The following is a 24,428-nucleotide window of genomic DNA, read 5'->3' on the forward strand; positions in this document are numbered from 1 at the left end:
CCGCCCCGTGAAAATGACTATGACAAACGGCCGCTTTCCTGCTGTTATCGGAATGTTAAAGCGATCGCTAAAATAAGGCTCGGAGGGGAGCTCGATGGGGTTCACGCTGCGCCTGCTTGGTCGATTCCAGATGCTCTCGCCCACAGGCGAGAGCATTGCGATCGCCTCGCGCAAACATCAGGCGCTGATCGCGATGCTCGCGCTCTCGAACGGAAAGCCGATCGCGCGATCGAAACTGGCCGGCATGCTGTGGGCCGAGCGGACGGAAGAGCATGCCCGCAACAGCCTCCGCCAGGCGTTCTTCACGATCCGTCAGGCCGTCGACGGCCACGGCGTGTCACCTCTCGTGTTCGACAACGGCTGCGGTTGGACGAGAAGCGATGCCATTGTCACCGATATCCAGGCTCTTACTGAAAGCGCAAGGGCAGGGTGTCTGCCACCGTCGCTTGATGCTTTCGAGGGGGAATTTCTCGAGGGGCTGAGCTTCAACGACGAGACGTTGGAAGCATGGCTTCGCATGGAGCGCGGCCGACACCGCGATTTACTGGTCGATTGCCTTGCGAGCCTGGTCGACGGATTGGAGAAGGCGGGCGACCTGGAGCCGGCGCTTCTCGCTGCACAATACCTTTTACGGCACGATCCCTACCACGAACCATCTCACCGGACGATCCTGCGCCGTTACCGGGCGCACGGCGAGCGCGCTCGCGCCATCAAGCACTACGAGAGCCTGAAAGCATTGCTGGAGGCCAATCTGAGTGTTGCGCCTGATCCGGAGACGCAGCAACTCATCGGTCAAATTCGCGAGCGGCAGGAGCCGCCGGCGCAGGTGGATTTGACCAATGGCAAGCCTAGGATCGCCATTCTGCCGATCAGGAGCCTGTCACATGAACGAGACGACAGTCTGGTCGCCGAGTCCCTGACGCGCAAGCTGATCGGAGAACTCGGCCTGTTCTCGCCGCTCTCAGTGGTTGCCGCCGCGACGATGTTTGCCTTGAATGCGAGGCACGAGACCGTGGAAGAAATCGGCAAGCGGGTCGGCGCCGACTACGTCCTGGAAATTGCGGTTCAGGGCCACGAGGAAGGTGGCTGGGCGCTGGTGCAACTCGTGTTGGTGCAAAGCGGGACACAGGTATGGAGCCGCAAGTATCTCGGCGAAAGCGCGGGTTCGGACCTCGGTCAGGACCGGCTCGTCCGCAAGATCAGCGGTAACCTCTATCATGTTCTGATGAAGCACGCGGCAGCCCGTTCGGCGATGGAGCCGGAAGGTGGGATCGGCACCGAGAAGCTGTATCTGCAGGTGTTCAACCACGTCGAGCGGCCGACATTGAAGGGGATGATCCGCGCCCGGCGTCTGTGCGAGCGGCTCCTGGCCATCGATCCCAATCACGTTCTGGTCCGCGAGAGCCTTGCCTGGATAAACTTCCACTCCTGCTTCAACGGCTGGCTCGACGATCCGGTGCATGGTTTCAGGCAGGCCCGCGATATCGTGCGGGCCGGACTGGGGCTGGACGATCGCGAGCCCTATCTGCTGAGCGCCTTTGGCCTCGCCGAAACGTATCTCGGAAACGCTCGAGCCGGCCTGGATGCACTGAAAAGGGCTGTCGACCTCAATCCGAACGACGCCGAGTTTCATACATGGCTCGGCATCGGCCTGACCTTTGCCGGTCGGATCGGCGACGCGCATATGGCGTTCGACCAGGCTGATCAGGTCAGTCCAGACTATCATCCGATCTTCCTGTTTCGGGGCGACGCTCATTTCGTTTCTGGGAACTATGAGGAGGCGGTTGCCTGCCTGGACCGTTTCCTGATCGTGCTGCCGGAATATCATTGGGCGCGGCTGCTGCGAGCGGCGTCATACGAGGCGCTCGGCAAAGACATGGTGGCGCGGCTCGACGTGGCGTATGTCAGGGAGAACACGCTTCTGTTGAATGGCCGATATCTCGAACAATTACTTCAGGCTCGCGCCCTGTCGTTCCGGCAAAATCTGTGGCTGAGGCTGGAGGCCGCAGGGCTGCCCTGGGCGAAATAAGGCGTTGACGCTGGTTGCCTTCTGCTCACACCGCCGACATCAGGTTAGACCGCAACCCTTTCAGCATCTCGCGTATTGTCGCCATTTCCTCGAGCGTGCAGCCTGCCGCCTGGCCGATCGCGGCCATGATCCTATCGACCTCGCTCCTCATCATGCGGCCTTTCTCGGTCAGCGACACGATGACCTGCCGCTCGTCGCGGGAATCGCGGGTGCGCTTGATCAGGCCATTCTGCTCCAGGCGCTTGAGCAGCGGCGAGAGTGTGCCCGAATCGAGATCGAGCTGCTCGCCGATCGCTTTCACCGGCTGCTCTGACTTTTCCCACAGCGCCAGCATGACAAGATATTGCGGGTAGGTGAGGCCGACCTTGTCCAGGATCGGCTTGTAGGCGCGGGTGAAAGCATGCGCCGTCGAGTAGACCGCAAAGCAGAGCTGGTTTTCCAGCCGTCTTTCCTCTTCCGGAATTTCCATCGTGTTTGCCAGATGCGCTTTCATTGTCGTTGTCCTCGAGGCGCGATTGTCCTCTTTTCGAATTCCAAATGCAATTTGCAAAATTAACTTGCGTACAATTTAATTGCGCATTATACAAAATCCAACCCCAACGCAAAGGAGACTGACATGCCTATCCTCTACACGACCAAAGCTTCCGCCACCGGTGGCCGCGCAGGCCGCGCCGTTTCCGAAAACGGCGTTCTCGATGTCACGCTGACGGTTCCGAAAGAACTCGGCGGCGATGGCGCGACCGGCACCAACCCTGAGCAGCTCTTTGCGGCCGGCTATTCAGCCTGCTTCCTCGGTGCTTTGAAATTTGTCGCCGGCAAGGAAAAGGTCAAGATTCCGGAAGAAACCACTGTCAGCGCCACCGTCGGCATCGGCCCGCGCGAAGACGGCACAGGCTTCGGCATCGAAGTCGCCCTGACGGTCAACATTCCCGGCCTTGACAAGCCGACCGCCGAAAAGCTTGCCGCGGCGGCTCACATCGTGTGCCCCTATAGCCACGCAATGCGCACGTCGACCGAAGTTCCGGTTACCGTTGCTTGACCAAAGCAAAAAAGAGCGTCGTGCATCGCGGCGCTCTTTTCATCTGAAATAAATTCGCTATATTCTTTCTAGTGAAAGGAGTATGGCATGGCAGTAGCACATCCGATCTCCGGCGCCCGGTCCCCCGAGGCTGCCGTGATCACCAAAGCGGCCGTCAATGCTGCCGACCATCTTGGCCTCAACGCCCGAACGCTTTCGGCGGTGCTCGGTGTTTCCGAAGCAACCATCTCGCGCATGAAGCGACAGGATTATCTGCTCGAGCGCGGCTCGAAGTCCTTTGAACTCGCCATCCTGCTCCTGCGTCTGTTTCGTTCGCTCGATGCGATCGTCGGCGGCGACGAGGCGGTTGCCCGGCAATGGTTGCGCAACGCCAATACCGCCCTCGGCGCCAAGCCGCTCGAAAAGATCGTCAGCATCTCCGGATTGACCGATGTCCTTGCCTATCTGGACGCCCGCCGCGCTATCGTCTGAAAAGCGGGCGATCTCGGGCAGGTTCTGGCGTCTGGTCGAGGCGCAGCACCAGATTTCGACGCTGAAGCTTGTCGATACGCTCGAGGAGCAGGCGCTGCTCGAAACCCTGCTCGAAGAAAGCAAGCCGGCATTGCCGCCGGAGTGCATCGGGCTGGACTATCTGCTCGCCACTCCGTTCCGCTATGGGGCCGTCTACCCGCATGGCTCGCGCTTTCGCCGGGCAGGGCGAACGCTCGGCGTCTTCTACGCCTCCGAGCGGGTGGAAACCGCGCTCGCCGAAATGGCCTTCTACCGGTTGCTGTTCTATGCCGAGTCGCCGGCGACATCGCTTCCTGCCAATGCCGCCGAGTACACGGCCTTTGCTGCAGCGATCGCCACTGCGTCCGCAATTGACCTGACCCGCGCGCCTCTCGATGCCGACCGTATCATATGGACCGATCTCCAGAACTATGCACCGTGCCAGGCTTTGGCCGATGCTGCCCGCGAAGCGGGCTGCCAGGCGATCCTCTACGAATCCGTGCGGGACCCGCAGCGCGGCCGCAACATCGCGCTTTTGACCGCCGCGGCATTTGCGGCCCGCGAGCCCGTCGAACGTCAGACATGGAGGATCCGGCTTTCGGGGATCGGTGTCCAGGCGCTTTGCGATTTCCCGAGGGTCAGGATTGGATTTTCGGTCGAGGATTTCGCCAGGGACCCGCGCATGGCGGGCGACTGACGTATGCCGCAGGCGACCGGTCTTTAGGCGAGGGCCTGCAGGTCGCGGCGCAGCCGCTCCGGATCGCCGTCCGGTAAGGCCGCCTCAATACTGGCGTGCGTGCTTTCCCAGATCGGCAGTGCGGCGGCGAGCACTGCCTTGCCCTCCGGTGTCAGGCTCAGCAGACGCCGGCGCTTGTCTTTCGCATTCTGCGTTACATTTACCCAGCCACGGCGCTGCAATGGCTTGAGCGCTGCCGTCAACGTGGTCTGATCCATCGCAAGCAGGGTCGCGACCGGTCCCATCGGCGGCGGCTCAGGCCGGTTCAGCGACATCATCAGCGAGAACTGGCCGTTGGTGAGCCCGACAGGGCGAAGGGCATCGTCGAATAGCCGCGCAAGTGCGCGCGCTGCCCGCTGCACATGCAGGCAAAGGCATGTGTCGCGTACCAGAAGCGTCGTCGAAAAAGGAATCTCTACCACGTTTGACATCCTCAATTTATATTGATATCAATGTAAATAGTCAAGGAAAAGGAGCATGGACCGCCACGTTTCGGTCGCGCCGGAGGAGGGCGCACGTGATGCAGAACCAAGTCGTTTCCCGTGAAGAATGGCTGGAGGCCCGCCGCGCGCTGCTTCTCAAGGAGAAGGAAGCAACGCATTTGAGGGAGAAGGTCAACGCCGAGCGCATGGCCTTGCCCTGGGTCAGGGTCGATAAGAACTACGTCTTTGATACGCCGCAGGGAAAGAAAAGCCTTGCTGAACTCTTCGATGGCCGCAGCCAGCTTTTGATCTATCACTTCATGCTTGGCCCCGATTGGGAGGCCGGTTGCCCCGGCTGCTCGTTCCTGTCCGATCATGTCGATGGAACGCTGCCGCATCTCAACAACCACGATGTCACCTGGGTCGCCGTTTCGCGCGCGCCGCTCGAAAAGATCGAGGCCTACAAGAAACGCATGGGCTGGAAATTCCCGTGGGTTTCGTCCTTCGATAACAGCTTCAACTTCGATTACCACGTGTCCTTCAGCCCGGAAGATCTGGCCAAGGACAAGGTCTTCTACAATTTCGAGGCAATCGAGCCCGCCAACGCCAATGACGAGCTTCCGGGCCTCAGTGCGTTCTACAGGAATGAGAATGGTGAGGTCTTCCATACTTATTCGACGTATGCCCGCGGCCTTGAAGAGGCGGTCGGCACCTTGATGATCCTCGATCGCGCCCCGAAGGGCCGCAACGAGGACAGCACGATGGACTTCGTCAAGCGCCACGACGAATACGAACCGGCCAAGAACGCGCCATCCAGCTGTCACTGATATCCGCGACCATCATCCCAAGGGAGAAGGACGATGCAGCAAGCCAAAGTGTTGAAGGAGCATGAATTCCTCGAAGACCTCGTTGGCGTCTGGGACGTCAGCGCGCCTGAAATGACGGGGCAGGAACCCTGGACGGAGATCGTCCGTTCGCTGCATGGCATCTGGTTCGTTGCCGAAGGTTCCGGCCAGATGCCGGGTGGCGGGGCCGCCACCACGGTCCTGACGCTGGGCTACAGCGCCGACAAGGGCAAATACGTCGGCACTTGGATCGGCACGATGATGGACCATATGTGGGTCTATGAGGGCGAGGTCTCCGACGACGGCAAGGTTTTGAACCTCTATACGACAGGCCTCGATTTCAGCGACGCGAACAAGCTCGCCGACTACCGCGAGCAGATCATCTTTCACGATCGCGACCACCGCACGTTCAACTCGGCTGCCAAGCAACCGGACGGCAGCTGGAAGCAGTTCATGGAAGCGCATTACACGCGCAAGCCGTGATCGCGAGCGAAACTCGACCGGTACTCATGAAAAGGAAAGAGATCATGGCTTCCGATACGCATGGAAAATTCATCTGGTGCGAATTGATGACCCCCGACCCCAAGGCCGCAGCCGAATTCTACGGCAAGGTCGTCGGCTGGACGACGAACGAAATGAAGATCCAGGACCTGCCGCCCTATACGATCTTTGAAGCGAATGGCGCAGGCGTCGCCGGCCTCATGGATTTTCCAGCCGAACTGGAAGGGAAGGGCATTCCGCCGAACTGGACGGGCTATGTCGCCGTTGATGATGTCGACCAGACGGCGAAGGATTTTACTGCCAATGGTGGCTCGGTCCGCCGCCAGCCGGAGGATATTCCGACGGTCGGACGCTTTGCCGTCCTCGCCGATCCGCATGGCGCCGTGATCTGCGTCATGACCCCGCTGCCGAGAGACAATCCGACCCCGCCCGCGCCGGCGGGCACGCCCGGCCATATCGGTTGGCACGAACTGATGGCCGGCAACATGGAGGAAGCCTTCGCCTTTTATTCGAAGATCTTCGGCTGGACCAAGGACCACGATTTCGACATGGGCGAGATGGGCGCCTATCGCATCTTCGCCGAGCATGGAAAGCAGATCGGCGGCATGATGACCAAACCCGCCAACGTGCCGATGTGCTATTGGGGTTACTACTTCAACGTGCCGGGGATCGACAGCGCCATCGAACGCGTCAATGCGGGCGGCGGCAAGGTGATCGTCGGTCCGATGGAAGTGCCCGGCGGCAGCTGGATCATCAATGCGACCGATCCGCAGGGCGCATTCTTCTGCCTCGTGGCGCCCACCCGATAGGGCAGTCACGACCTTTTTGAAAGTCAGCGCGAGACGGCGGACGCCGTCTCGCGCTGAGCTGCATTTGAGGGTTCGAAGCGCGCTGCCGGAATGCCCTGGAGGCGGCGTGAGTATCGAATCGACGCCCGGAACGCACAGCCATCAATGTCTGACCGCGTTCGTATTTCATTAATTTTATTAGAATTTTAGCGTTTCCAGCCACATTCAGGGCCTCGCCGTTAACTCTTCCTAAAACATTTTTGGGTGGATGCATAACCGGCTATGTCCGAAACGGCTGCAAGTATTGCTTTTGGCTCCTCTGCGTAATTGATTGGCCCCAGTTTCTCATTGGGGTTATTTTGTTATGTCTATCGAAGATCCGCGCATTTCCGCTACATCAAGCGAAAACGTCTCGCACGACTTCCGCCAGGACATTCATGAAGATGCAAGTATTGAGGCTTCCGCCCAGCCAGGCGTCGAGGTCGCGCAAGCTGATAATAGCCAGCAGCCTGAGAAGACCGACCGCGTGCCGGCGGCGCCGCAGGCGGTAGCTGCCAACGCCCATCCAGGTGAAATCGTCCCGGATCAGAACAACATCGCCCACCTGCCGGCTGATGTATCGATCGACGACATTCGCGTCGAAGGCAACAATCTCGTGCTCGTTCAGGCCGACGGCACGGAGATCGTCATCGTCAACGGCGCCCTGCACGTGCCGACCTTCCTGCTCGGCGAAGTCGAGCTGCCGCAACAGGCCGTGATCGCCGCCCTCGAGCAGAACAACATCAACGTCGCGGCCGGTCCCGACGGCTCCTATTCGGCAAGTGCATCCGCCCCGAGCTCCGGCGCCGATTTCCAGGATACGATCCAGCAGGACGCCGGCGACCCGACGCAGCTTGCCCAGCTTCTGGCTGACACGCAGCAGCCCGACCCGGGTCTCGGGGACGGTCAGGAGCTATTCGACGATCTGCCGACGATCTCCGACACCACAACGCTGAGCCTGACGGAAATCGAAGGCCAGGAAGGCGGCTTCGAGACGCAATCGGTGAACGGCGCGTTCGGTTTCAACGGCGGCGCAGATGTCGGCCAGATCACCGCGGTCCAGTTCGTCGATTCGCTGAACATCGATGAAGGCACCCAGAACGGTTCGCACCTTGATCTGACGTCCGATGGCAAGCCTGTCGTCATCACGGTCGATGGCCTGACCATCACCGGTAGCGTCGACGGCCAGTCTGTCTTCGTGCTGACCGTTACGAACGCGGCAACCGGCGCCTTCACCTTTACGCAATTCGGCCCGCTCGACCATCCGGACAAGGGACAGGCAGGTATCGATGATATCCTGCGCCTGCAGTTCAGCTACACCGTTACCGACAAGGACGGCGACCAGGCTACCGGCGTGGCCTCGATCGACATCAACGACGATGGTCCAAGCACCAGCAGTGTCGTCGACTCAAGCTCGATTGACGAGTCCGACCTGCTTTCGGGCGAAGGCGGCAATGCGAAGGTAGAAGATGTCTCGCTCGGCATTCACTGGGGCGCAGACGCCGGCACAAACCGGAATCTGACATTCGCGAGCGTTCAGGATCAGCTCAGCGGCCTGAAGTCCGACGGCCAGACCGTTCACTTCGAAATCTCCGCCGACGGTCATACGCTGACCGGCTTCACCGGCGAAGGCGAGGGCCGTACCGAAGTCTTCGTCGTCACCCTTGATCCGACGGCGCCGAACGGCGCCTATAGCTTCACCCTGCTGCAGCCCCTCGATCATCTGCATGAACAAGGCTCCGAGGGCGGCGAAGGCGAAATCAAGCCGCTCGCCGTCGATATGCAGGACACGCAAATCGACCTGAGCTTCAAAGTGACCGCCAAGGACGCCGACGGCGACACCGTTCAGACCGGCTTCACGGTTACGGTCAATGACGACGTGCCGGTCGCCGGAGAAAATTCGGACGTCAAGCTCGACGACGACGCGTTGCTTGGCGGCAATGCGGGTGGCCAGGGCGACGATGCCGACGCGCAGAACGTGACGGGTACGCTGAACCACTCCTACGGCGCCGACGGCGCAGGTTCGGTTCTGCTGACGGGTGCCGGCCTCGGTACGACGCCGGGTGCGGAGGGTTCGTTCTCGCAGTCGGTCTCCGCCGACGGCAAGACCCTGGTGATCTCGCAGGTCCAGCATGGCGTGTCGGCCGCGGTTCTGACGGTGACGCTGTCGGATACGGCGTCGGGCCAGTACATGGTGACGCAGAACCATGCGATCCAGCATGCTGCGGGCAACAACGAGAACAACCAGAGCTTCACGATCGGCTATCAGGCGACGGACGGCGACGGCGACACCGCCAACGGCTCGATCACCATCAATGTCGATGACGATACGATTTCCTGGACGGCCTCCGGCAGCGGCTCGGTGAACGAGGATGACCTGTGGTTCGGCAACGACCTGTCGCGTGAATCGACGACGGCGACCGGCAGCCTGAACATCTCCTGGGGTGCGGACAATTACGACGTTGCCGGCCGCAACGACGGCGCCGGCCGTTCGCTGGTCTTTGCCGCGACGGGCACGGTCTCTGCGGTCGACGGCCTCAACCAGGCGGTTGCGCTGACGTCGAACGGCGAAGCGCTGAGCTACACGCTATCTGACAACGGCACGAAGCTGGTTGCGACGGCGCATGGCGAGACGATCTTCACGGTGACGGTGAACGATGACGGCAGCGGCAGCTACCGTTTCGATCTGCAGGGCAACCTCGACCAGAAGCTATCCGGCGAAGATGCGCTGAAGCTGACGTTCCAGGCGGTTGCGACGGATTCGGACGGTGATGCGAAGACCGTCAACTTCGCGGTCTCGGTGACGGACGACGTTCCGGTCGCGATCGGCCAGCTTCTGCCGCATTATGTCGAGGAAGAAGAGCTTTCCGGCGGCAACGAGGACCATTCTCCGAACAGCGACCTGGATACCAGCATCTTCGGCTTCCCGGTCGACGTGACGACGAAGAGCACGTCTGGTTCGCTTTTGATCTCCTGGGGTTCGGACCATGCCAACAGTGCGGTGAACGGCGGCTTCGGCGGCGTTCAGGTTCTGGGCGACCGTTCGGTCTCGTTTGCCGGCGCCTCTGGTGATCTGACGTCCGCGCAGGTCGATGCGATCCTGTCGATCAAGAGCGGCAACCAGACGATTGCGGCGAGCGACCTGACCTCGGGCGGCCAGCACCTGACCTATACGCTGTCTGCGAACGGCACGGTGCTGACGGCGCATGCCGGCGACGAGACGGTGTTCACGGCAACGCTGACGGATACGGGTGCGGGCGGCTACAGCTTCGACCTGTCGGGTGTCCTCGATCATCCGGTCAAGGCCTCGGGCGCTCAGAACGAAGACGTGATCTCGCTGAACTTCACGGCGACGGTGCGCGACGGCGACGGCGACCAGACGACCGCCGGCTTCACGGTGGGCGTCATCGACGACAGCCCGATCGTTGGCAACAACGCGACGGTCAAGCTCGACGACGACGCGTTGCTTGGCGGCAATGCGGGTGGCCAGGGCGACGATGCCGACGCGCAGAACGTGACGGGTACGCTGAACCACTCCTACGGCGCCGACGGCGCAGGTTCGGTTCTGCTGACGGGTGCCGGCCTCGGTACGACGCCGGGTGCGGAGGGTTCGTTCTCGCAGTCGGTCTCCGCCGACGGCAAGACCCTGGTGATCTCGCAGGTCCAGCATGGCGTGTCGGCCGCGGTTCTGACGGTGACGCTGTCGGATACGGCGTCGGGCCAGTACATGGTGACGCAGAACCATGCGATCCAGCATGCTGCGCGCAACAACGAGAACAACCAGAGCTTCACGATCGGCTATCAGGCGACGGACGGCGACGGCGACACCGCCAACGGCTCGATCACCATCAATGTCGATGACGATACGCCGACCGCAGGCTTCTCCGGTACGAGCGTTGTTACCGAGAACGGCACAAACGGCGTGTTCGCGACGCAGTCTGCGACCGGCACGCTGGTGTTCAACGGCGGTGCCGACGGCGCGACGGTCACCGACCTGTCGTTCCGCACGTCGATCGACATGGATCATTCGAACAGCTATCCGCCGCTCAGCTCGCACGGTGTTGCGCTGACCTATGCGACGACGGCTGCCAACGGCGTGATCACGCTGACGGCCTCGGCCGGCGGCACGGTCGTCTTCACGCTGTCGGCCAACCAGTCGACGGGTGCCTACGAGTTCAAGCAGTTTGGCTCGATCGATCATCCGGCCAACAGCGACGATCTGCGTCTGGTGTTCGACTTCGCCGCCACCGACGGCGACGGTGACAAGACCGCCTGGAACACCGGCACGGTGCAGGTCGATATTCGCGACGACGTACCGACGGCAAGCTATTCCGGGCGCATTACAGTTCAGGAAGCCGCCAATGCCGACGGTTCTTTCCAGGAAGCCTCTGTAACCGACACCATGAAGTTCGACGGCGGCGCTGACGGCGCCAAGGTCACCTCGATCGCTTACGGCCTCGGCAGCACCGCTCACCCGTTGATTGCTGATGCCGATGCGGCCCAATATACCGCTCATGCCCTGCAGTCCGGCGGCAAGGACATCCACATCGAGCAGCCGGATGGACTGACGCTGCTGGGCAAGCTTGCGGACGGCACGGTGATCTTCAAGATCGAGGTGACGGACGCGGCGACGGGTGCCTACAAGTTCACGCAGCTTGGTCCGATCGACCAGCCCGACGCCAACGAGACGGGTGCCGCCGACGGCGGCCGCATGAAGATCGTCTTCACGGTCACCGACGGCGATGGCGACACTGCGACGAACAGCCTGCAGATCGACATCAATGACGATGGCCCGAAGGCATCCTTCTCCAACACCGTTACGGTTACGGAAGCGGGAACTGATGCCGGCATTTTCGCGCAGCAGTCCGTTAATGGCACGCTGCTCTTTGATGGCGGTGCCGACACGGCAGCGGTCACCAATGTCAACTACCGCTTCGGCTCTTCCATCATGGAAATGCCGGAAAACCAAAGTGAATCCATCCGCTTCCCAGCGCTGACCTCCAACGGTCAGCCGATCACGGTCACGACCTCTGTTGACGGTCTCACGGTTACCGGTAAGGTCGGCAACGTGGAAGTCTTCACCCTGCACGTTACTGATGCGAAGACCGGCGCCTACACTTTCACGCAGAGCGGCCCGATCGATCATCCAGACAAGGGGCAGGCCGGCGCGGACGACTCCCTGCGCATGGTCTTCGACTTCACCGTCACGGACAAAGATGGCGATACGGCTACCAACGCGGTTCAGCTTGATATCCGCGATGACGCTCCGACAGCAGGCTATGCCGGCCGTGTGACGGTCCAGGAAACCGCAAACGCCAACGGTAGCTTCCATGAGGTCTCCGGCACTGGCACGATGTCGTTCCATGCCGGCGCGGACGGCGCGAAGATCACGTCGATTGCCTATGGCTTCGGCCAGTCGGGTAGCCATGAGGTCATTTCCGATGCTGACGCACCGACCTTCACGACCCATGCCCTTCAGTCGGCGGGCCAGGATATTCGCATCGAGTCCGCTAACGGCGGCTTGACCCTGCTCGGTAAGGTCGGCGATACGGTCATCTTCAAGGTCGAGGTCACCAATCCGGCGACAGGCGCCTACACGTTCACCCAATACCGCCCGATCGACAATCCCGATGTCAATGAGAGCGGCGCGAACGACGGCGCTCGGATGAAGATCGTTTTCACCGTCACCGACAATGACGGCGACACGGCGACTGGCAGCGTTCAGATCGACATCAACGACGACAAGCCGGTTATTGCGGCCGCTGCAGATTTCGGCCATCTCTCCGAAACCGGCCTGCCGAGCGTATCCAGCGACTTCGGCTCGCTGCACGTCAATGTCGGCGCGGACAACAAAAGTGCCCACGTTGAGATTGGTCGCGGTGTTGACGGACAGCCGATTATCAACAATGGCTTGACGTCCGACGGCGTCGCTCTGGAATACCTCGTCCGCACGACAAACGGCGTGGATCAGGAAATCGTCGCCTTCAAGCATGGCGATAGCGCCGACAATCCGGTGTTCATCGTCAGCGTTCTCCATCCAGGCAGCTTCGCCACGACGCTGTTCCAGAACCTCGACCATGCGGCCGGCAACGATCCGTTGGTCCTCAACCTCGTTGCCCGTGTCTTCGACGGCGATGGCGACTATGTCGATCAGCCGTTCTCGGTGAACGTAGCCGATAGCGTGCCGACGATTACCGGTTCGCTGCAGCCTGCAAACCTGCTCGCCAACGGAAGCTTCGAGGACGGCGTTTGGGCTCATCCGGAATCATGGGGCGCCTGGGCGACGGAATCGACTGGCTGGAAGATCGAAGGAACAGCTCCGAACCAGCAGGGTGTCCAGCTTGAGCGCGTAATTGACGACTACCTCGGCATGCAAGCCACGCGCGGCTCCCCGATGGTCGATCTCGGCGCTTCGCCGGGCAACATCGCAATCTCGCAGAACATCACCGGCCTGATCGCTGGCGACAGTTACAAGCTGACCTTCGAGGCCGGTTCGCCGGATGCGGCGTCCTCCAAACTCGAAGTCTATTGGAACAGCCAGCTTGTCGGCACGATCCAGCCGACCGGCTCGATGGCGCAGCAGACGCTGAACCTGACGGCAGGTAACGGCATCAACACGCTGACCTTCAAGGAAGTCGGCAACGCCAACGACAACACCGGCACCTACCTCGCCAATGTCAGCCTGACCCACGGTTCAGACGTTCCGGTGTTCCACGCCACGACCGGCGAAGACAGTGGCGTGATCTCCTTCCACCTGGCCCAGGGCACCGACTTCTCGTTCGGCGCCGATGAAAAGGGCACCGTCAGCTTTGACACCGCCCATGTCACGATTGCCACGCCGAACGGCACTACTATTACCTTGCCGCCCGAATCGTACCACTATGATGCCGCGACCGGCATCTTCACGATCAACCCGGGCTGGGGCTTCAACGGCCTCAGTGAAGGCGAAGTCGCGACGCTCACCGTTCCCTTCAAGGTCACCGATGGCGATGGTGACAGCCAGTTGGCTGTCTACCAGGTCGCCATCACGGGCACCAACGATGCGCCGGTCGTCAGCAGCGCCGTCACCGGCACGGCGACGGAGGATGGCGCAGGCGTCACGCTTGATGCGCTTGCCCATGCAAGCGACGTCGATGCCAGCACGACCCTTGCGGTCACCGGTGTGCCGGGCACTCTGCCGGCCGGCGTGATCTACGATGCGGCGACGCATTCCTTCACGCTCGATCCGAGCCACTCGGCCTACCAATCGCTGGCATCAGGCCAGACCACAACGGTCACGGTGAACTACAGTGTCTCGGACGGTATGGCATCGACGCCCACCTCCGTCTCCTGGACGGTGACCGGTACCAATGATGCGGCAGTCGTCGATCTCAATGGCTCTGGTGCCGGGAATGATGCCACGACCACGGCGGTCGAGCAGTTGGGTCAGCAATTTGCTTGGCAGGCAACGCTCGGCGATGTCGATTCCTCGACATTGCAGTCGATGACCCTGACGCTTGCTCACAATCTGGATGGAGCAACCGAAAGCCTGACGCTCAATGCTGCCGCAACGGCAGCGGCAAACGGTTTGACGGTCAGCTATGTCAACGGCGTCCTGTCGATCAGCGGTACGGCATCGATCGCCACCTATCAAACGATCCTGAAAAACGTGGTCTACACCAACAGCAGCGATAACCCGGATGCCTCGATCGATCGAACCGTTACCGTTGTCGTCAACGATGGCCATGATAACAGTGCCGCGCAGGTCGCAACCATTCACATTCAGCCGCTCAACGACGCGCCGGTTCTCGCCGGTACGCTGGCAGCTTCGGTTGTCGAGGGGCAGACGCATACGCTGACCGCCGCCGAACTCGGTTATGCCGATCCGGATGACATTGCCTCTGGCGTCGTATTCCAGGTGTCGAATCTGTCTCATGGGGTGATAACCAACGGAGGGGCGTCTGCAGCGTCGTTTACCGCCGCAGAGCTGAATGCTGGGCTGATCAAATTCACCCACGATGGCTCAGAAGGACCTTCGGCGTCGTTCCAGGTCAAGGTCGAAGACGGAAACGAAGATAATTCGGCCCCGGTGACAGGCACCTTCAATTTCACCGTGACCCCGGTTAACGATGGTGCTGCGACAATCTCCATTAGCGATACGACGCAGACGGCAAGCGCGCCGAAAGTCGGCGACGTTCTCCAGGCGACGCTTGGTGCCGATCCGGATGGTGCGCAGTCCAATATCGTCTATCACTGGCTGCGCGATGGCGTTGACACTGGCGCGAGCGGCGCGACTTACACACTGGTCGCAGCCGATGCCGGACATGCGATTTCGGTGAAGACTACCTATATCGATGGGCAGAACGTCAATGAAACGGTGACCAGTGCTGTTACGGCGGCCGTCGTCACGGCAAATAGCGCTCCATCAGGGGCAAACGCAACAATAGGGCTCATCGAAGACAATACCTATACGTTCAAGGCAGCAGACTTCGGCTATAGCGATGCTGATGGCGATGCCTTTGGAGGCGTCACCGTAAATGCCCCTGCTTCGGCAGGCCCCGGCAAGTTGATGCTTGGCGATGTGGCTGTCACATCCGCCACTTTTGTCACGGCGGCGCAGATCGCATCCGGCATGCTGACATGGGCTCCGGCTGACAACGTTGTCGGCGCGAATGGCACCACCAGCTTCACCTTCCAGGTGCGCGACAGCGCGGGCAACAATGATTTGACTGCCAACACGCTAACGCTCTCGATGAGCGGATCCAACTACGCTGATGTCACCTATGACGATGATGATGCCGACCTCGGAGTAGGTCCGGGTTACGGCAGCATCTCCATTCAACAGACAGACTCTGGCAATCAGAGCATAAAATTTGAAACCGCAAGCAGCACCGTCTTTGCCGATCTGGAATTTGTTCGCTCGGACAACAATCTGGAAATAACGTTGGCGGCAAATGGCGCGACCAGAACCGTCACGGCTATCAATCAGTTCTCCGGAGGAATTTCGACTTGGGAACAGGTTGACTTCGACGGCGGCAGTTTCGCCGGCTATGGACTGGGCGATAGCGCTTACAGCCTCGCCACGGGACTCGTCGGTGGCAACGGCAACTCCAGGTATATCATTGCCGGGTCGGCTGCAAGCGAGAGCATGAGCGGTGGCAACGGCAATGACCTGCTGTTCGGCAATGGTGGCGATGACACGCTTCACGGAGATTCCGGCGACGATCTGTTGGTCGGCGGGCTCGGCCGCGACACCCTCTACGGCGATCAGGGCAATGATACTCTTGTCGGCGATCAGAGCGACCTTCTCCTCGACGGGGGGGCAAATACCGACACGGTTGCCGTTGGTGCAAACTTCACTAGCACCAGCGACGCGCAAATCGCCAATATCGAGAATGTCATCCTGACTTCGGCGGCAACGCTCGATCTATCGAACCAGACCGAGGACTTCAAAATCACCGGCTCGTCGAGTGCGGATATCATCACCGGCGGCGCCGGAGACGATACACTGACAGGCAATGGCGGCAATGACACTTTCCACGTGGCCGCCGGCACCGACACGATCACCGATCTTGGGGGTAATGATGTCCTCACCGTCGGCGCGGGCGCAACCGCCAGCACAACGGCCACGGGGAATTGGACAGCGACGAGTGCAAGCAGCAATGTCGGCACGGCATCCATCAATGCAAATGGTCACGATGTCAGCGTGGCGAATGCATCCGGAAGCAATGGCTGGGCATTGACGAACAGCGACGACGATGCTGTCATTCTCACCGGATCGTCAAATGCCGACAAGATCACCTCCGGCACGGCAGGGGACACGATCAACGCGGGCGCCGGCGCCGATACAGTAACCATCAACGCTTCCAGCGCCAGCAGGACGTGGACGGTCGATTTGGGATCCGATTCGGCGAAAGACAAGATTGTCTTCAACCACAGCAGTCTGAGTTCCTCACACAACACCGTGGCCATCGTGTCGCACTTCGACGTGCTGAACGACAAGATTGCGGTCAATTTGAACAACAGCAGCCTGACGGACGGTGGTTTCCAGTCACTGACGTCGGATGGCACTGCCATCGCGTCCGCCCGGATCATCGAAGTCGCGATCAACAGCGGCGATCGTGTCACATTGTCGCTGGCGGATGACGGCAATGGTGACGCCATCGAAGACATCATCGCAGCCGCGACAAACAACATCGCGGTTGGGACCTATACGTTCATCATCTATTCATCGACGAACACCTCCACGGCAAATGCCGGCATCTATACCGTAAGCATTACCGACGGCACGAACCCGGACTCCGGGGGAATGACAGTCAAGCATATCATGACGCTCAACGGCGTCGGGTTCGGGAAGCTGACAAGTGAAAACTTTGCCAACGCCATCGACCCCATCATCCTCGACCTCGACCACAACGGCGTCGCCCTCACGTCCCTCGACAACGGCGTGCAGTTCGACATCAATGCCGACGGTCACAAGGATCAGATCGCCTGGACGGCCGGCAGCGACGGCATCTTGGCGCTCGATGTGGACGGCAACGGCAAGATCGACAACGGCAGCGAGATCTTCTCGCCGCACTTTGCCGGTGGCAGCTATGTGGATGGCCTGGCGGCGCTGGCGACGCTTGACAGCAACCACGACGGCAAGATCGATGCGGCCGACGAGGCCTTCTCGAAGCTCACCGTCTGGCAGGACCTGAACCATAACGGCATCACCGACAGCGGCGAGCTTTCGAGCCTGGCGGATCATTCGATCACCAGCATCTCGCTCGATGCCAACGCTTCCAACTCGGAGATCAGCGGCCAGTCGATCCTAGCCGATGGCGACTACACCCTGACGGGCGGCTCGACCGGCCACTTTGTCGAGGTTGCCTTCGACACGACGCTCGGCGGCAGCGAAAATGGCAGCAATGCCTACTCACTGATCGGCAGCGACGGCGACGACATCCTGTCGGGCAGCGGCGGCATGTTCACGCTATCGGGCGGGGCAGGGGCGGACACTTTCGTCCTCGACGCCGATGCCCTGAACGACGTCAAGCTCGCCGATGTCATCACCGACTTCAAGGCAAGCGAAGGCGATACGCTCGACGTCTCGAAGCTCCTCGACAGCCTCCTCGGCCACGAGGCGAGCGAGGCGGAGGCACTCGCCAGCGTCAAGACGACCGTCAGCGGCACGGATACCGTCGTCAGCGTCAACGCCAATGGCGGCTGGCACGATGTGGCGGTTCTTCAAAACACCACGGAAGCGGTCAAGATCCTGTTCGACGACAAGCACGACACGACAACGGCACCGCACGTCGGCTGATGCTCGCAGAAACCAGTAGAGGAAAAGGCGCCGTTCGGCGCCTTTTTCGTTTGCTATCAGCTCAGGACGCTTCGTCTCTTGCCGCCGCTGCACGCCATTTCGTCGGCTGCGGACGGATGTGATTGAAGTCCGGTGGCCCTCGAAGGCCGTGCCCGACGGCGTCAATGATATTCGCGTACCCTCACCAAGAATGAGGCCAGCGGCCAGCGGCTGGCGCATGCGGGTGCCGACATCCTGAGCGTTCTCGACGATCGAACGACGCCGAGCTCGTTGAAGACGCGAACAACAACGAAAAGGGCGCCTCTCGGCCCCCTTCCTTGGTTCTTGTGGCTCCTGTCAGCTCAGGCTGCCGGCAGCCGCGACATCGGGATGGCGTCTTCGCTCTCGCCGCCGCGTTGCATCGCCATTTCGTCGGCCAGTTGGCGGATGTGGTTGAAGTCGGTTGGTCCCTCGAAGACCGCGCCGCCGAGACGAACGCCGATCGTCATCGGCGTGCCTTCGGCCGAGAAGGAGGCCTCAGCCACGCGCCGGCGAATACGGGTGCCGACATCCTGGGCATTCTCAACTGTCGCGCCGGGGAGGAAGACCCCGAGTTCGTTGGTGGCGAGGCGGGCAACCAGATCGCCCTTTCTGACCGACGACTGGATGATCGCGGCAAGCGACTGCATGACCGTGTCGGCCCATTGCGGACCGTAGCGCCGGCTGATCTCGTCGAGCGTATCGATGACGACCGCGATCATCACGCCGCCTGCATCGGTGGCGATTCGCTTGCGCCGGTCGATGTAGTGTTCGACAGCCGCGGCAAAGGCCGTGCCGTTCAGCGTCTTGGTCACGCTGTCGTGGCGCGCAGTATAGTTAACCGTTTCCTGCAGTTTTCGGAGCTCGCTGACCTTGAACTGCAAGATCAGAAGCAGCGGAAATGCAACAAAAAGAGAAATTACGCCGGCGCCGGCGAATCCTACCAAAAATGGTCGATCCGGCATGAGAAGGTTTAAGATAAGTAAAACGCCGACGGATCCAGCCGCGTAGCAGATAGCGCCGAGGGTGGCGATCCGAAGAGCTGAAACGATTGTGGCGGAAGAGTAACGCTGGCTGAAATTCATCGCGGTTCATGTCCGTTTGAAAGTAATGCCAGATAAACAGGTTCGGGCAAAGCCCCCGTTAAAAAATCCTGTAAAATTCTCGCTTTAGGCAGTTGTCCACCGCGATTAACTGTCTTGGCAGGAATGCTCGCCGTCGCGATTGGAATGTGGAAAGATTGGTGTTACTTACTTGCTAAAGAAAATCTTTGGTATACGGGTACGCCGGGTGAATCTTTGATGTTGAGTGGCATCGATCTTGTTTAAAGGCAAAAGAATTTTTGCAGCATTGGCTGCGACCGTTGCTTTCAGTTTTTCGTTTTATGCTGATGCCAATGCAATATCTCTGCAGCAGGCCATCGAAAAGACGATGAAAACGAACCCGCAGATCTTGCAGGCTGCGAAGGATCGTGAAGCTGTCGAGTTTGAACTTCGCCAGGCGCGCGGTTTATACTTGCCATCTGTGGATCTGGAGAGCGGGATCGGGCGTCGTCGGCTCTCGAATGCCAGCTCGGGTTCGCTGAGAGATGATCATGACTATCTGTCGCCAGGCGATGTTGGTCTGACGATCTCGCAGACGCTTTATGATGGCGGCAGCCGCCGCTCCCAAGTCGAGCAGCAGGCCTCGCGCGTCGATGGCGCCTCCTTTCGGGTGCTCGAACGCTCCGAGTCGCTCGCCCTCGAAGTGACGCAGGATTATCTGGAGTACGTGCTCCAGAACCAGATCGTTGCTGCTGCCAAGCAGAACGTCGCCTTCCACTCGCAGATGGTCGACGACATCGACGAGAGCATCAAGGGCGGCGCCCTGACGGATGCCGACCGGCTGCAGGGCAGTGAGCGCTTGCAGGCCGCCAAGGCGCGGCTGCGCGAAGCACTCGAAGAACTTGAGCAGACGAAGATCCGCTTCCTGCAGGTCGTCGGCGAGCCGATCACCAATGCGCAGACGCCGCCGTCGGTCGGCAAGTTCGTGCCGAAGACGTTGAACGATGCGGTCTTCGTTGCTGGCAAGAACAGCCCGCGCATCTATTCGGCCAATGCGGATATCAACGCAGCCGATGCCGGCGTTCGCGGCGCGCGCGCCAACTATATGCCGAAGGTCAATCTCGAAGGCACGGCCCGCGTCGGCAACGACATCGATGGCGACGAAGGCAACACCAACGACTATCAGGTTCGCGTCGTTGCCCGCTGGAACCTCTATCGCGGCGGCATCGATGTCGCCCGCGAGCAGGAGCAGATCCGCCGCGCCGATGAGCAGCGCTACAATCTCGCCCAGGTTCAGCGCGAGGTCGAGCAGTCGGTTCGCTCGGCCTGGAACGAGCGCGTCAGCCGCGGCGAGCTTTCCGGTATCCTCAACAAGCAGGCCTCGATCAACAACCAGCTCGTCGGTTCCTACCGCGAGCAGTTCAAGGTTGGCCAGCGCTCGCTGCTCGACGTCCTCGATGCGCAGAACACCAGATTCAACACGCAGGTTCTCGCCGATACCGCGCGCGTCGCATCGCAGTTTGCCGAGTACAAGATCCTGGCGGCCTCGGGCAATCTGCTTCAGACGATGAAGCTGAGGCCGGTCGATCAGTCCAAGCCTTATGCGCGGGAAGAGTTTGCTGTCCCCGCCAGTGTCGCGAATCCCGGATATGTCGAGCTTGATTCCCATCAGAAAGCCGGCTTGCCCCTGGATCTCCTAGCGCCAATTCGACAGCAGTAGTCGAGATGGCCATGGAACAATGCTGAACGTAGCGCTCGAGACTTCCAGCAGCACATCGCTGCAGACATTCAAAGCCGCATTCAAATCCGTGGCTGCGTTCTATGGCCGACCAAGCTCCGACACGGTCCTCTTCTCCGGTCTTCCGGATGAGGTGACCGAGTCGCTTGAGGTTGACGATGTCGAACGCATGGCCGAGCGCATCGGCCTGCAGGTGATCAAGCATCAGGAGCGCGAATGCCGTCAGGGCAATTTCGATTGTCCGGCGATCGCTGCGTTCGCCGATGGCAGCGTGCTGCCTCTGCTCGAGGTCGCCGAGGACGGCTCCTATGTCACGGATATCGTTCCCATCGCCGGCAGTCAGATCCGGCTGACGCGCGAAGAATTCCTGGCGCTGAAGCCGCAGCTGGCATTTGCCTTCACGCTTTACTATCAGAACGCCTCGGAAGAGGCACTGGTTGGTAATGCCGTGGAGATCGAGAAGCGGCATTGGCTGGCAACGACCCTCGCACCTTACTGGCGCACCTATGTGCGCGTCATGGTCGCGGCGCTCTTTATCAATCTGATTGCGCTCGGCTCGCCGCTCTTTACGATGAACGTCTATGACCGGGTGCTGCCGAACAAGGCAATCTCGACGCTTTGGGTGTTGGCCGCGGGTATCTCGCTTGCCTATATCTTCGACTTCCTCTTGAAGACGGCGCGCTCGTCGCTCATCGATTATGCCGGGCGAAAGGCCGACCTGCGTCTGTCGCAGCTTCTCTTCGACAAAGTGCTCAACTCGACGCTCGCCTCGCGGCCGATGTCGACGGGTGAATATGCCAACCGCGTCACGCAGTACGAATTCGTTCGCGAGTTCTTCACCTCGAACACCATCGGCGTGCTGATCGACAGTCTGTTCGTTTTCATCTTCCTCGCGGTCATTTATCTGATTTCCGGCTGGCTGGTGGTCATTCCGGCCGTAGCATTCGTGTTGTCTGTCATCATTGGCCTCTACGCGCAGGCCGCGATCGGCAAGCGCATGGCGACCGCCGCCAACGAGGCATCGCGGCGCCAATCCTTGCTGGTGGAGACGATTTCGACGATCGAAACGCTGAAGAGCCTGCGCGCCGAAGCGACGATGCTGCGTCGCTGGCGGGAGCTTACCAAGTATTCGAGCCGCACCAGCGAGGACATCAAGCATATCTCGACGAACGCCATCAACATGACGATGTTCATCCAGCAGATGGTGAGCGTCCTGATCGTGATTGCCGGTACCTACGAGTTCTCCGAAGGCCGCATTGCCATGGGCGCGATTGTCGCGACGGTCATGCTGGCGAGCCGCGCGGGCGCACCGCTCGGCCAGATCGCCATGACGCTGGCGCGCTTCCGCCAGGCAACCATGTCCCTTCGCATTCTCGATAAGATCATGGAGCAGCCCGACGATCGTCCGTCCACCGTCGGCTTCGTCAACCGCGAGATCACCCGCGGTGCCTTCAGCTTCCAGGATGTGTCCTTCCAGTATCCGGGATCGGACTATCCCGTCATCAACAAGCTGTCCTTTACGGTGCAGCCGGGTGAACGCATCGGCATCATTGGCCGCATCGGCTCCGGCAAGACCACTCTCGGCCGCTTGCTTGACGGGCTCTTTTGTCCCTCGGGCGGCCGCGTGCTGATCGATGGCGTCGATATCCGGCAATATCACATGGCCGAAGTTCGCTCGGCGGTCGCCGTGGCCGGCCAGTCGTCCGATCTCTTCTCGGGCACGGTCAAGGAAAACCTGCTGATCGGGCGCGCCGATGCGACCGACGAGGAGCTCCTCGAGGTCGCCCGCATGACCGGTGTCGACGAGTTCGTGGGCAATCATCCTCGCGGTTTCGACATGCCGGTTGGCGAACGCGGCACCAACCTGTCGAGCGGCCAGAAGCAGGCGCTGACGATCGCCCGTCTGCTGCTCACCAAGCCGAAGATCGTATTTCTCGACGAGCCATCGGGCGCCATGGACCTGGCGACCGAGCGCAACCTGATTGCGCGCCTGTCGACGGCCATCAGGCGCGACACCACGCTGCTGATCGCCACCCACCGCTACAGCATGCTCGAGCTCGTCGACCGTCTGATCGTTATCGACAAGGGTCGGATCATCGCCGACGGACCGAAGAATGCGGTCATCGAAGCGATGCAGCGCAAACCGGCGGGTGCGCAGCCATGAGCCTCAACAATCGCCACGACAATCCTCCGCTTCTCGCCCGCGGCATTCTGGCGTTGGTGGCTCTGGTCATTGCGAGCTTCCTCGCCTGGGCAGCGATAGCCGATGTCAACGAGATCGCCCGCGGCGAGGGCAAAGTCATTCCGGTGTCGAAGACGCAGATCATCCAGTCTTCGGAGCCCGGCGTTGTCCAGCAAATTGCCGTCGTCCTCGGTCAGGTCGTTCGCAAGGGCCAGCTGCTGGTCCAGCTCGACAACACGACGACGTCGTCGTCGCTTGGTGAATCCGTCGCCAAGGCCCGGGCGCTTGGTGCCAAGGTGGCCCGATTGAAGCTCGAGGAAGCCGGCCAGTACGATACGCCCTTTATCTGCCCGCAAGAGATTTTGGCCGTTGCCAAGGAAGTGTGCGCAAACGAGGAGCAGCTTTTTGCCGCCGATCGTGCCAGCTACCAGAACAAGCTCGGGGTTCTGAAGGAACGTGTTCGCCAGCGCGAGAACGAGCTCAGCGAAGCCCACGCCAATATCGATCGCCTGCAGCAGAACATCGAAGGCGCACAACGCCAATATGACCTCATCCACCCATTGGCCCAGAAAAAGCTTGTGGCCCAGACCGAAGTCCTGAAAACCGAGCGTGATCTCACCGACCAGCAGGGCCAGCTCAAGGTCTATCAGGAAAGCATCGACCGTCTGGAAGCAGCCGTGCAGGAAGCCAAGCTGCAGCTCGGCGATCTTGCCCTGGAATTGCGCCAGCAGGCGCTGACCGATAAGGCGCAGGCCCTGGCCGAGCTCTCGGTCGTCGACGAGACCATTCGCGGCGCCTCTGACCGCGTGAAGCGCACCGACATCCGCTCGCCGGTTGACGGCATCGTCAACACACTCGAGGTCAACACCATTGGAGCCTATGTCGATCCCGGCCGCGTCATCGCCGGCATCGTGCCGACCGCCGATACGCTGCTGATCGAAGCGAAGATCTCGCCGCGCGATGTCGCCTTCGTGCGCCGCGGCCAGCCGGCCGTCGTCAAGGTCACGGCCTACGACTTCTCGATCTTCGGCGGCCTCGAAGGCGTCGTCGAGAACATCTCGGCCGACAGCCTCGTCGAAAAGGAAAAGGGCGAGACCTACTACTTGGTTCAGGTCAAGACCGACACGTCGGCGCTCGAGCGCAACGGCAAGTCCTATCCGATCATCCCCGGCATGGTTGCCTCGGTCGAAATCATGACCGGCAACAAGACGGTGCTCAGCTATCTGATGAAGCCGATCAACAAGGCGCGCAGCGAAGCGCTGACGGAGCGATAGG

At 60.7% G+C, this 24,428-nt stretch carries 14 protein-coding genes; 11 read left to right on the forward strand and 3 right to left on the reverse strand.

The annotated features are described in order from the left end of the window. Positions 1-94 precede the first annotated feature (94 nt). Positions 95-2,029 carry a BTAD domain-containing putative transcriptional regulator gene (locus tag LPU83_RS43930; RefSeq protein ID WP_037069135.1) on the forward strand — a complete coding sequence of 645 codons (1,935 nt, stop codon included), beginning with the start codon at positions 95-97 and terminating at the stop codon, positions 2,027-2,029. 25 nt (positions 2,030-2,054) lie between these two features. Here LPU83_RS43930 and LPU83_RS43935 read toward each other — a convergent pair whose 3' ends face one another. After that, positions 2,055-2,522 (reverse strand): MarR family winged helix-turn-helix transcriptional regulator, encoded by a 468-nt coding sequence (locus LPU83_RS43935; RefSeq protein WP_024318974.1) that lies wholly within the window; start codon positions 2,520-2,522, stop codon positions 2,055-2,057. Positions 2,523-2,645: 123 nt separating this feature from the next. Here LPU83_RS43935 and LPU83_RS43940 point away from each other — a divergent pair, with 123 nt between their 5' ends. The 3 genes from LPU83_RS43940 (at position 2,646) to LPU83_RS43950 (ending at position 4,254) form a co-directional block, all read left to right on the forward strand. After that, entirely contained in the window at positions 2,646-3,068 is a 423-nt protein-coding gene (locus LPU83_RS43940; RefSeq protein WP_007791565.1) for an organic hydroperoxide resistance protein, read from the forward strand. A gap of 87 nt (positions 3,069-3,155) precedes the next feature. Then, the gene (locus tag LPU83_RS43945; RefSeq protein ID WP_024318975.1) at positions 3,156-3,539 is read left to right on the forward strand and encodes an MbcA/ParS/Xre antitoxin family protein; all 384 of its coding nucleotides are present in this window, start codon (positions 3,156-3,158) and stop codon (positions 3,537-3,539) included. Next, entirely contained in the window at positions 3,499-4,254 is a 756-nt protein-coding gene (locus LPU83_RS43950; protein ID WP_024318976.1) for an RES family NAD+ phosphorylase, read from the forward strand. Before LPU83_RS43945 ends, LPU83_RS43950 begins: the two co-directional genes overlap by 41 nt. Positions 4,255-4,277: 23 nt before the next feature. Here the strand turns inward: LPU83_RS43950 and LPU83_RS43955 are convergent, their stop codons facing one another. Continuing rightward, positions 4,278-4,724: a MarR family winged helix-turn-helix transcriptional regulator gene (locus tag LPU83_RS43955; RefSeq protein WP_024318977.1), complete on the reverse strand. Its 447-nt coding sequence runs from the start codon at positions 4,722-4,724 to the stop codon at positions 4,278-4,280. An 89-nt stretch (positions 4,725-4,813) separates the two neighbouring features. Between LPU83_RS43955 and LPU83_RS43960 the strand changes: the two genes are divergently transcribed. The 4 genes from LPU83_RS43960 (at position 4,814) to LPU83_RS43975 (ending at position 18,172) form a co-directional block, all read left to right on the forward strand. Next, complete coding sequence (locus LPU83_RS43960; protein WP_024318978.1) at positions 4,814-5,542, forward strand: DUF899 domain-containing protein; 729 nt, start codon at positions 4,814-4,816, stop codon at positions 5,540-5,542. Between the two features lie 33 nt (positions 5,543-5,575). Further along, positions 5,576-6,043 (forward strand): DUF1579 domain-containing protein, encoded by a 468-nt coding sequence (locus LPU83_RS43965; protein ID WP_024318979.1) that lies wholly within the window; start codon positions 5,576-5,578, stop codon positions 6,041-6,043. 44 nt (positions 6,044-6,087) lie between these two features. Further along, positions 6,088-6,870 carry a VOC family protein gene (locus tag LPU83_RS43970; protein ID WP_024318980.1) on the forward strand — a complete coding sequence of 261 codons (783 nt, stop codon included), beginning with the start codon at positions 6,088-6,090 and terminating at the stop codon, positions 6,868-6,870. A gap of 343 nt (positions 6,871-7,213) precedes the next feature. Beyond that, positions 7,214-18,172 (forward strand): T1SS-143 repeat domain-containing protein, encoded by a 10,959-nt coding sequence (locus LPU83_RS43975; protein ID WP_037069142.1) that lies wholly within the window; start codon positions 7,214-7,216, stop codon positions 18,170-18,172. Between the two features lie 341 nt (positions 18,173-18,513). Here the strand turns inward: LPU83_RS43975 and LPU83_RS43980 are convergent, their stop codons facing one another. Next, positions 18,514-19,137: a GGDEF domain-containing protein gene (locus LPU83_RS43980; RefSeq protein ID WP_225039581.1), complete on the reverse strand. Its 624-nt coding sequence runs from the start codon at positions 19,135-19,137 to the stop codon at positions 18,514-18,516. A 454-nt stretch (positions 19,138-19,591) separates the two neighbouring features. On the opposite strand from LPU83_RS43980, the gene LPU83_RS43985 reads away from it, so the two are divergent. From LPU83_RS43985 to LPU83_RS43995, 3 genes are read left to right on the forward strand one after another with little or no spacing between them, the layout of a single operon-like run. Continuing rightward, positions 19,592-20,953, forward strand: coding sequence for a TolC family outer membrane protein (locus LPU83_RS43985; protein ID WP_037070206.1), 1,362 nt, complete (start codon positions 19,592-19,594; stop codon positions 20,951-20,953). A gap of 19 nt (positions 20,954-20,972) precedes the next feature. After that, positions 20,973-23,135, forward strand: coding sequence for a type I secretion system permease/ATPase (locus LPU83_RS43990; RefSeq protein ID WP_024317899.1), 2,163 nt, complete (start codon positions 20,973-20,975; stop codon positions 23,133-23,135). Then, complete coding sequence (locus LPU83_RS43995) at positions 23,132-24,427, forward strand: HlyD family type I secretion periplasmic adaptor subunit (protein ID WP_024317900.1); 1,296 nt, start codon at positions 23,132-23,134, stop codon at positions 24,425-24,427. Before LPU83_RS43990 ends, LPU83_RS43995 begins: the two co-directional genes overlap by 4 nt. The last annotated feature ends 1 nt before the right edge of the window (position 24,428 follow it).

This window comes from Rhizobium favelukesii (assembly GCF_000577275.2).
Classification (GTDB): domain Bacteria; phylum Pseudomonadota; class Alphaproteobacteria; order Rhizobiales; family Rhizobiaceae; genus Rhizobium; species Rhizobium favelukesii.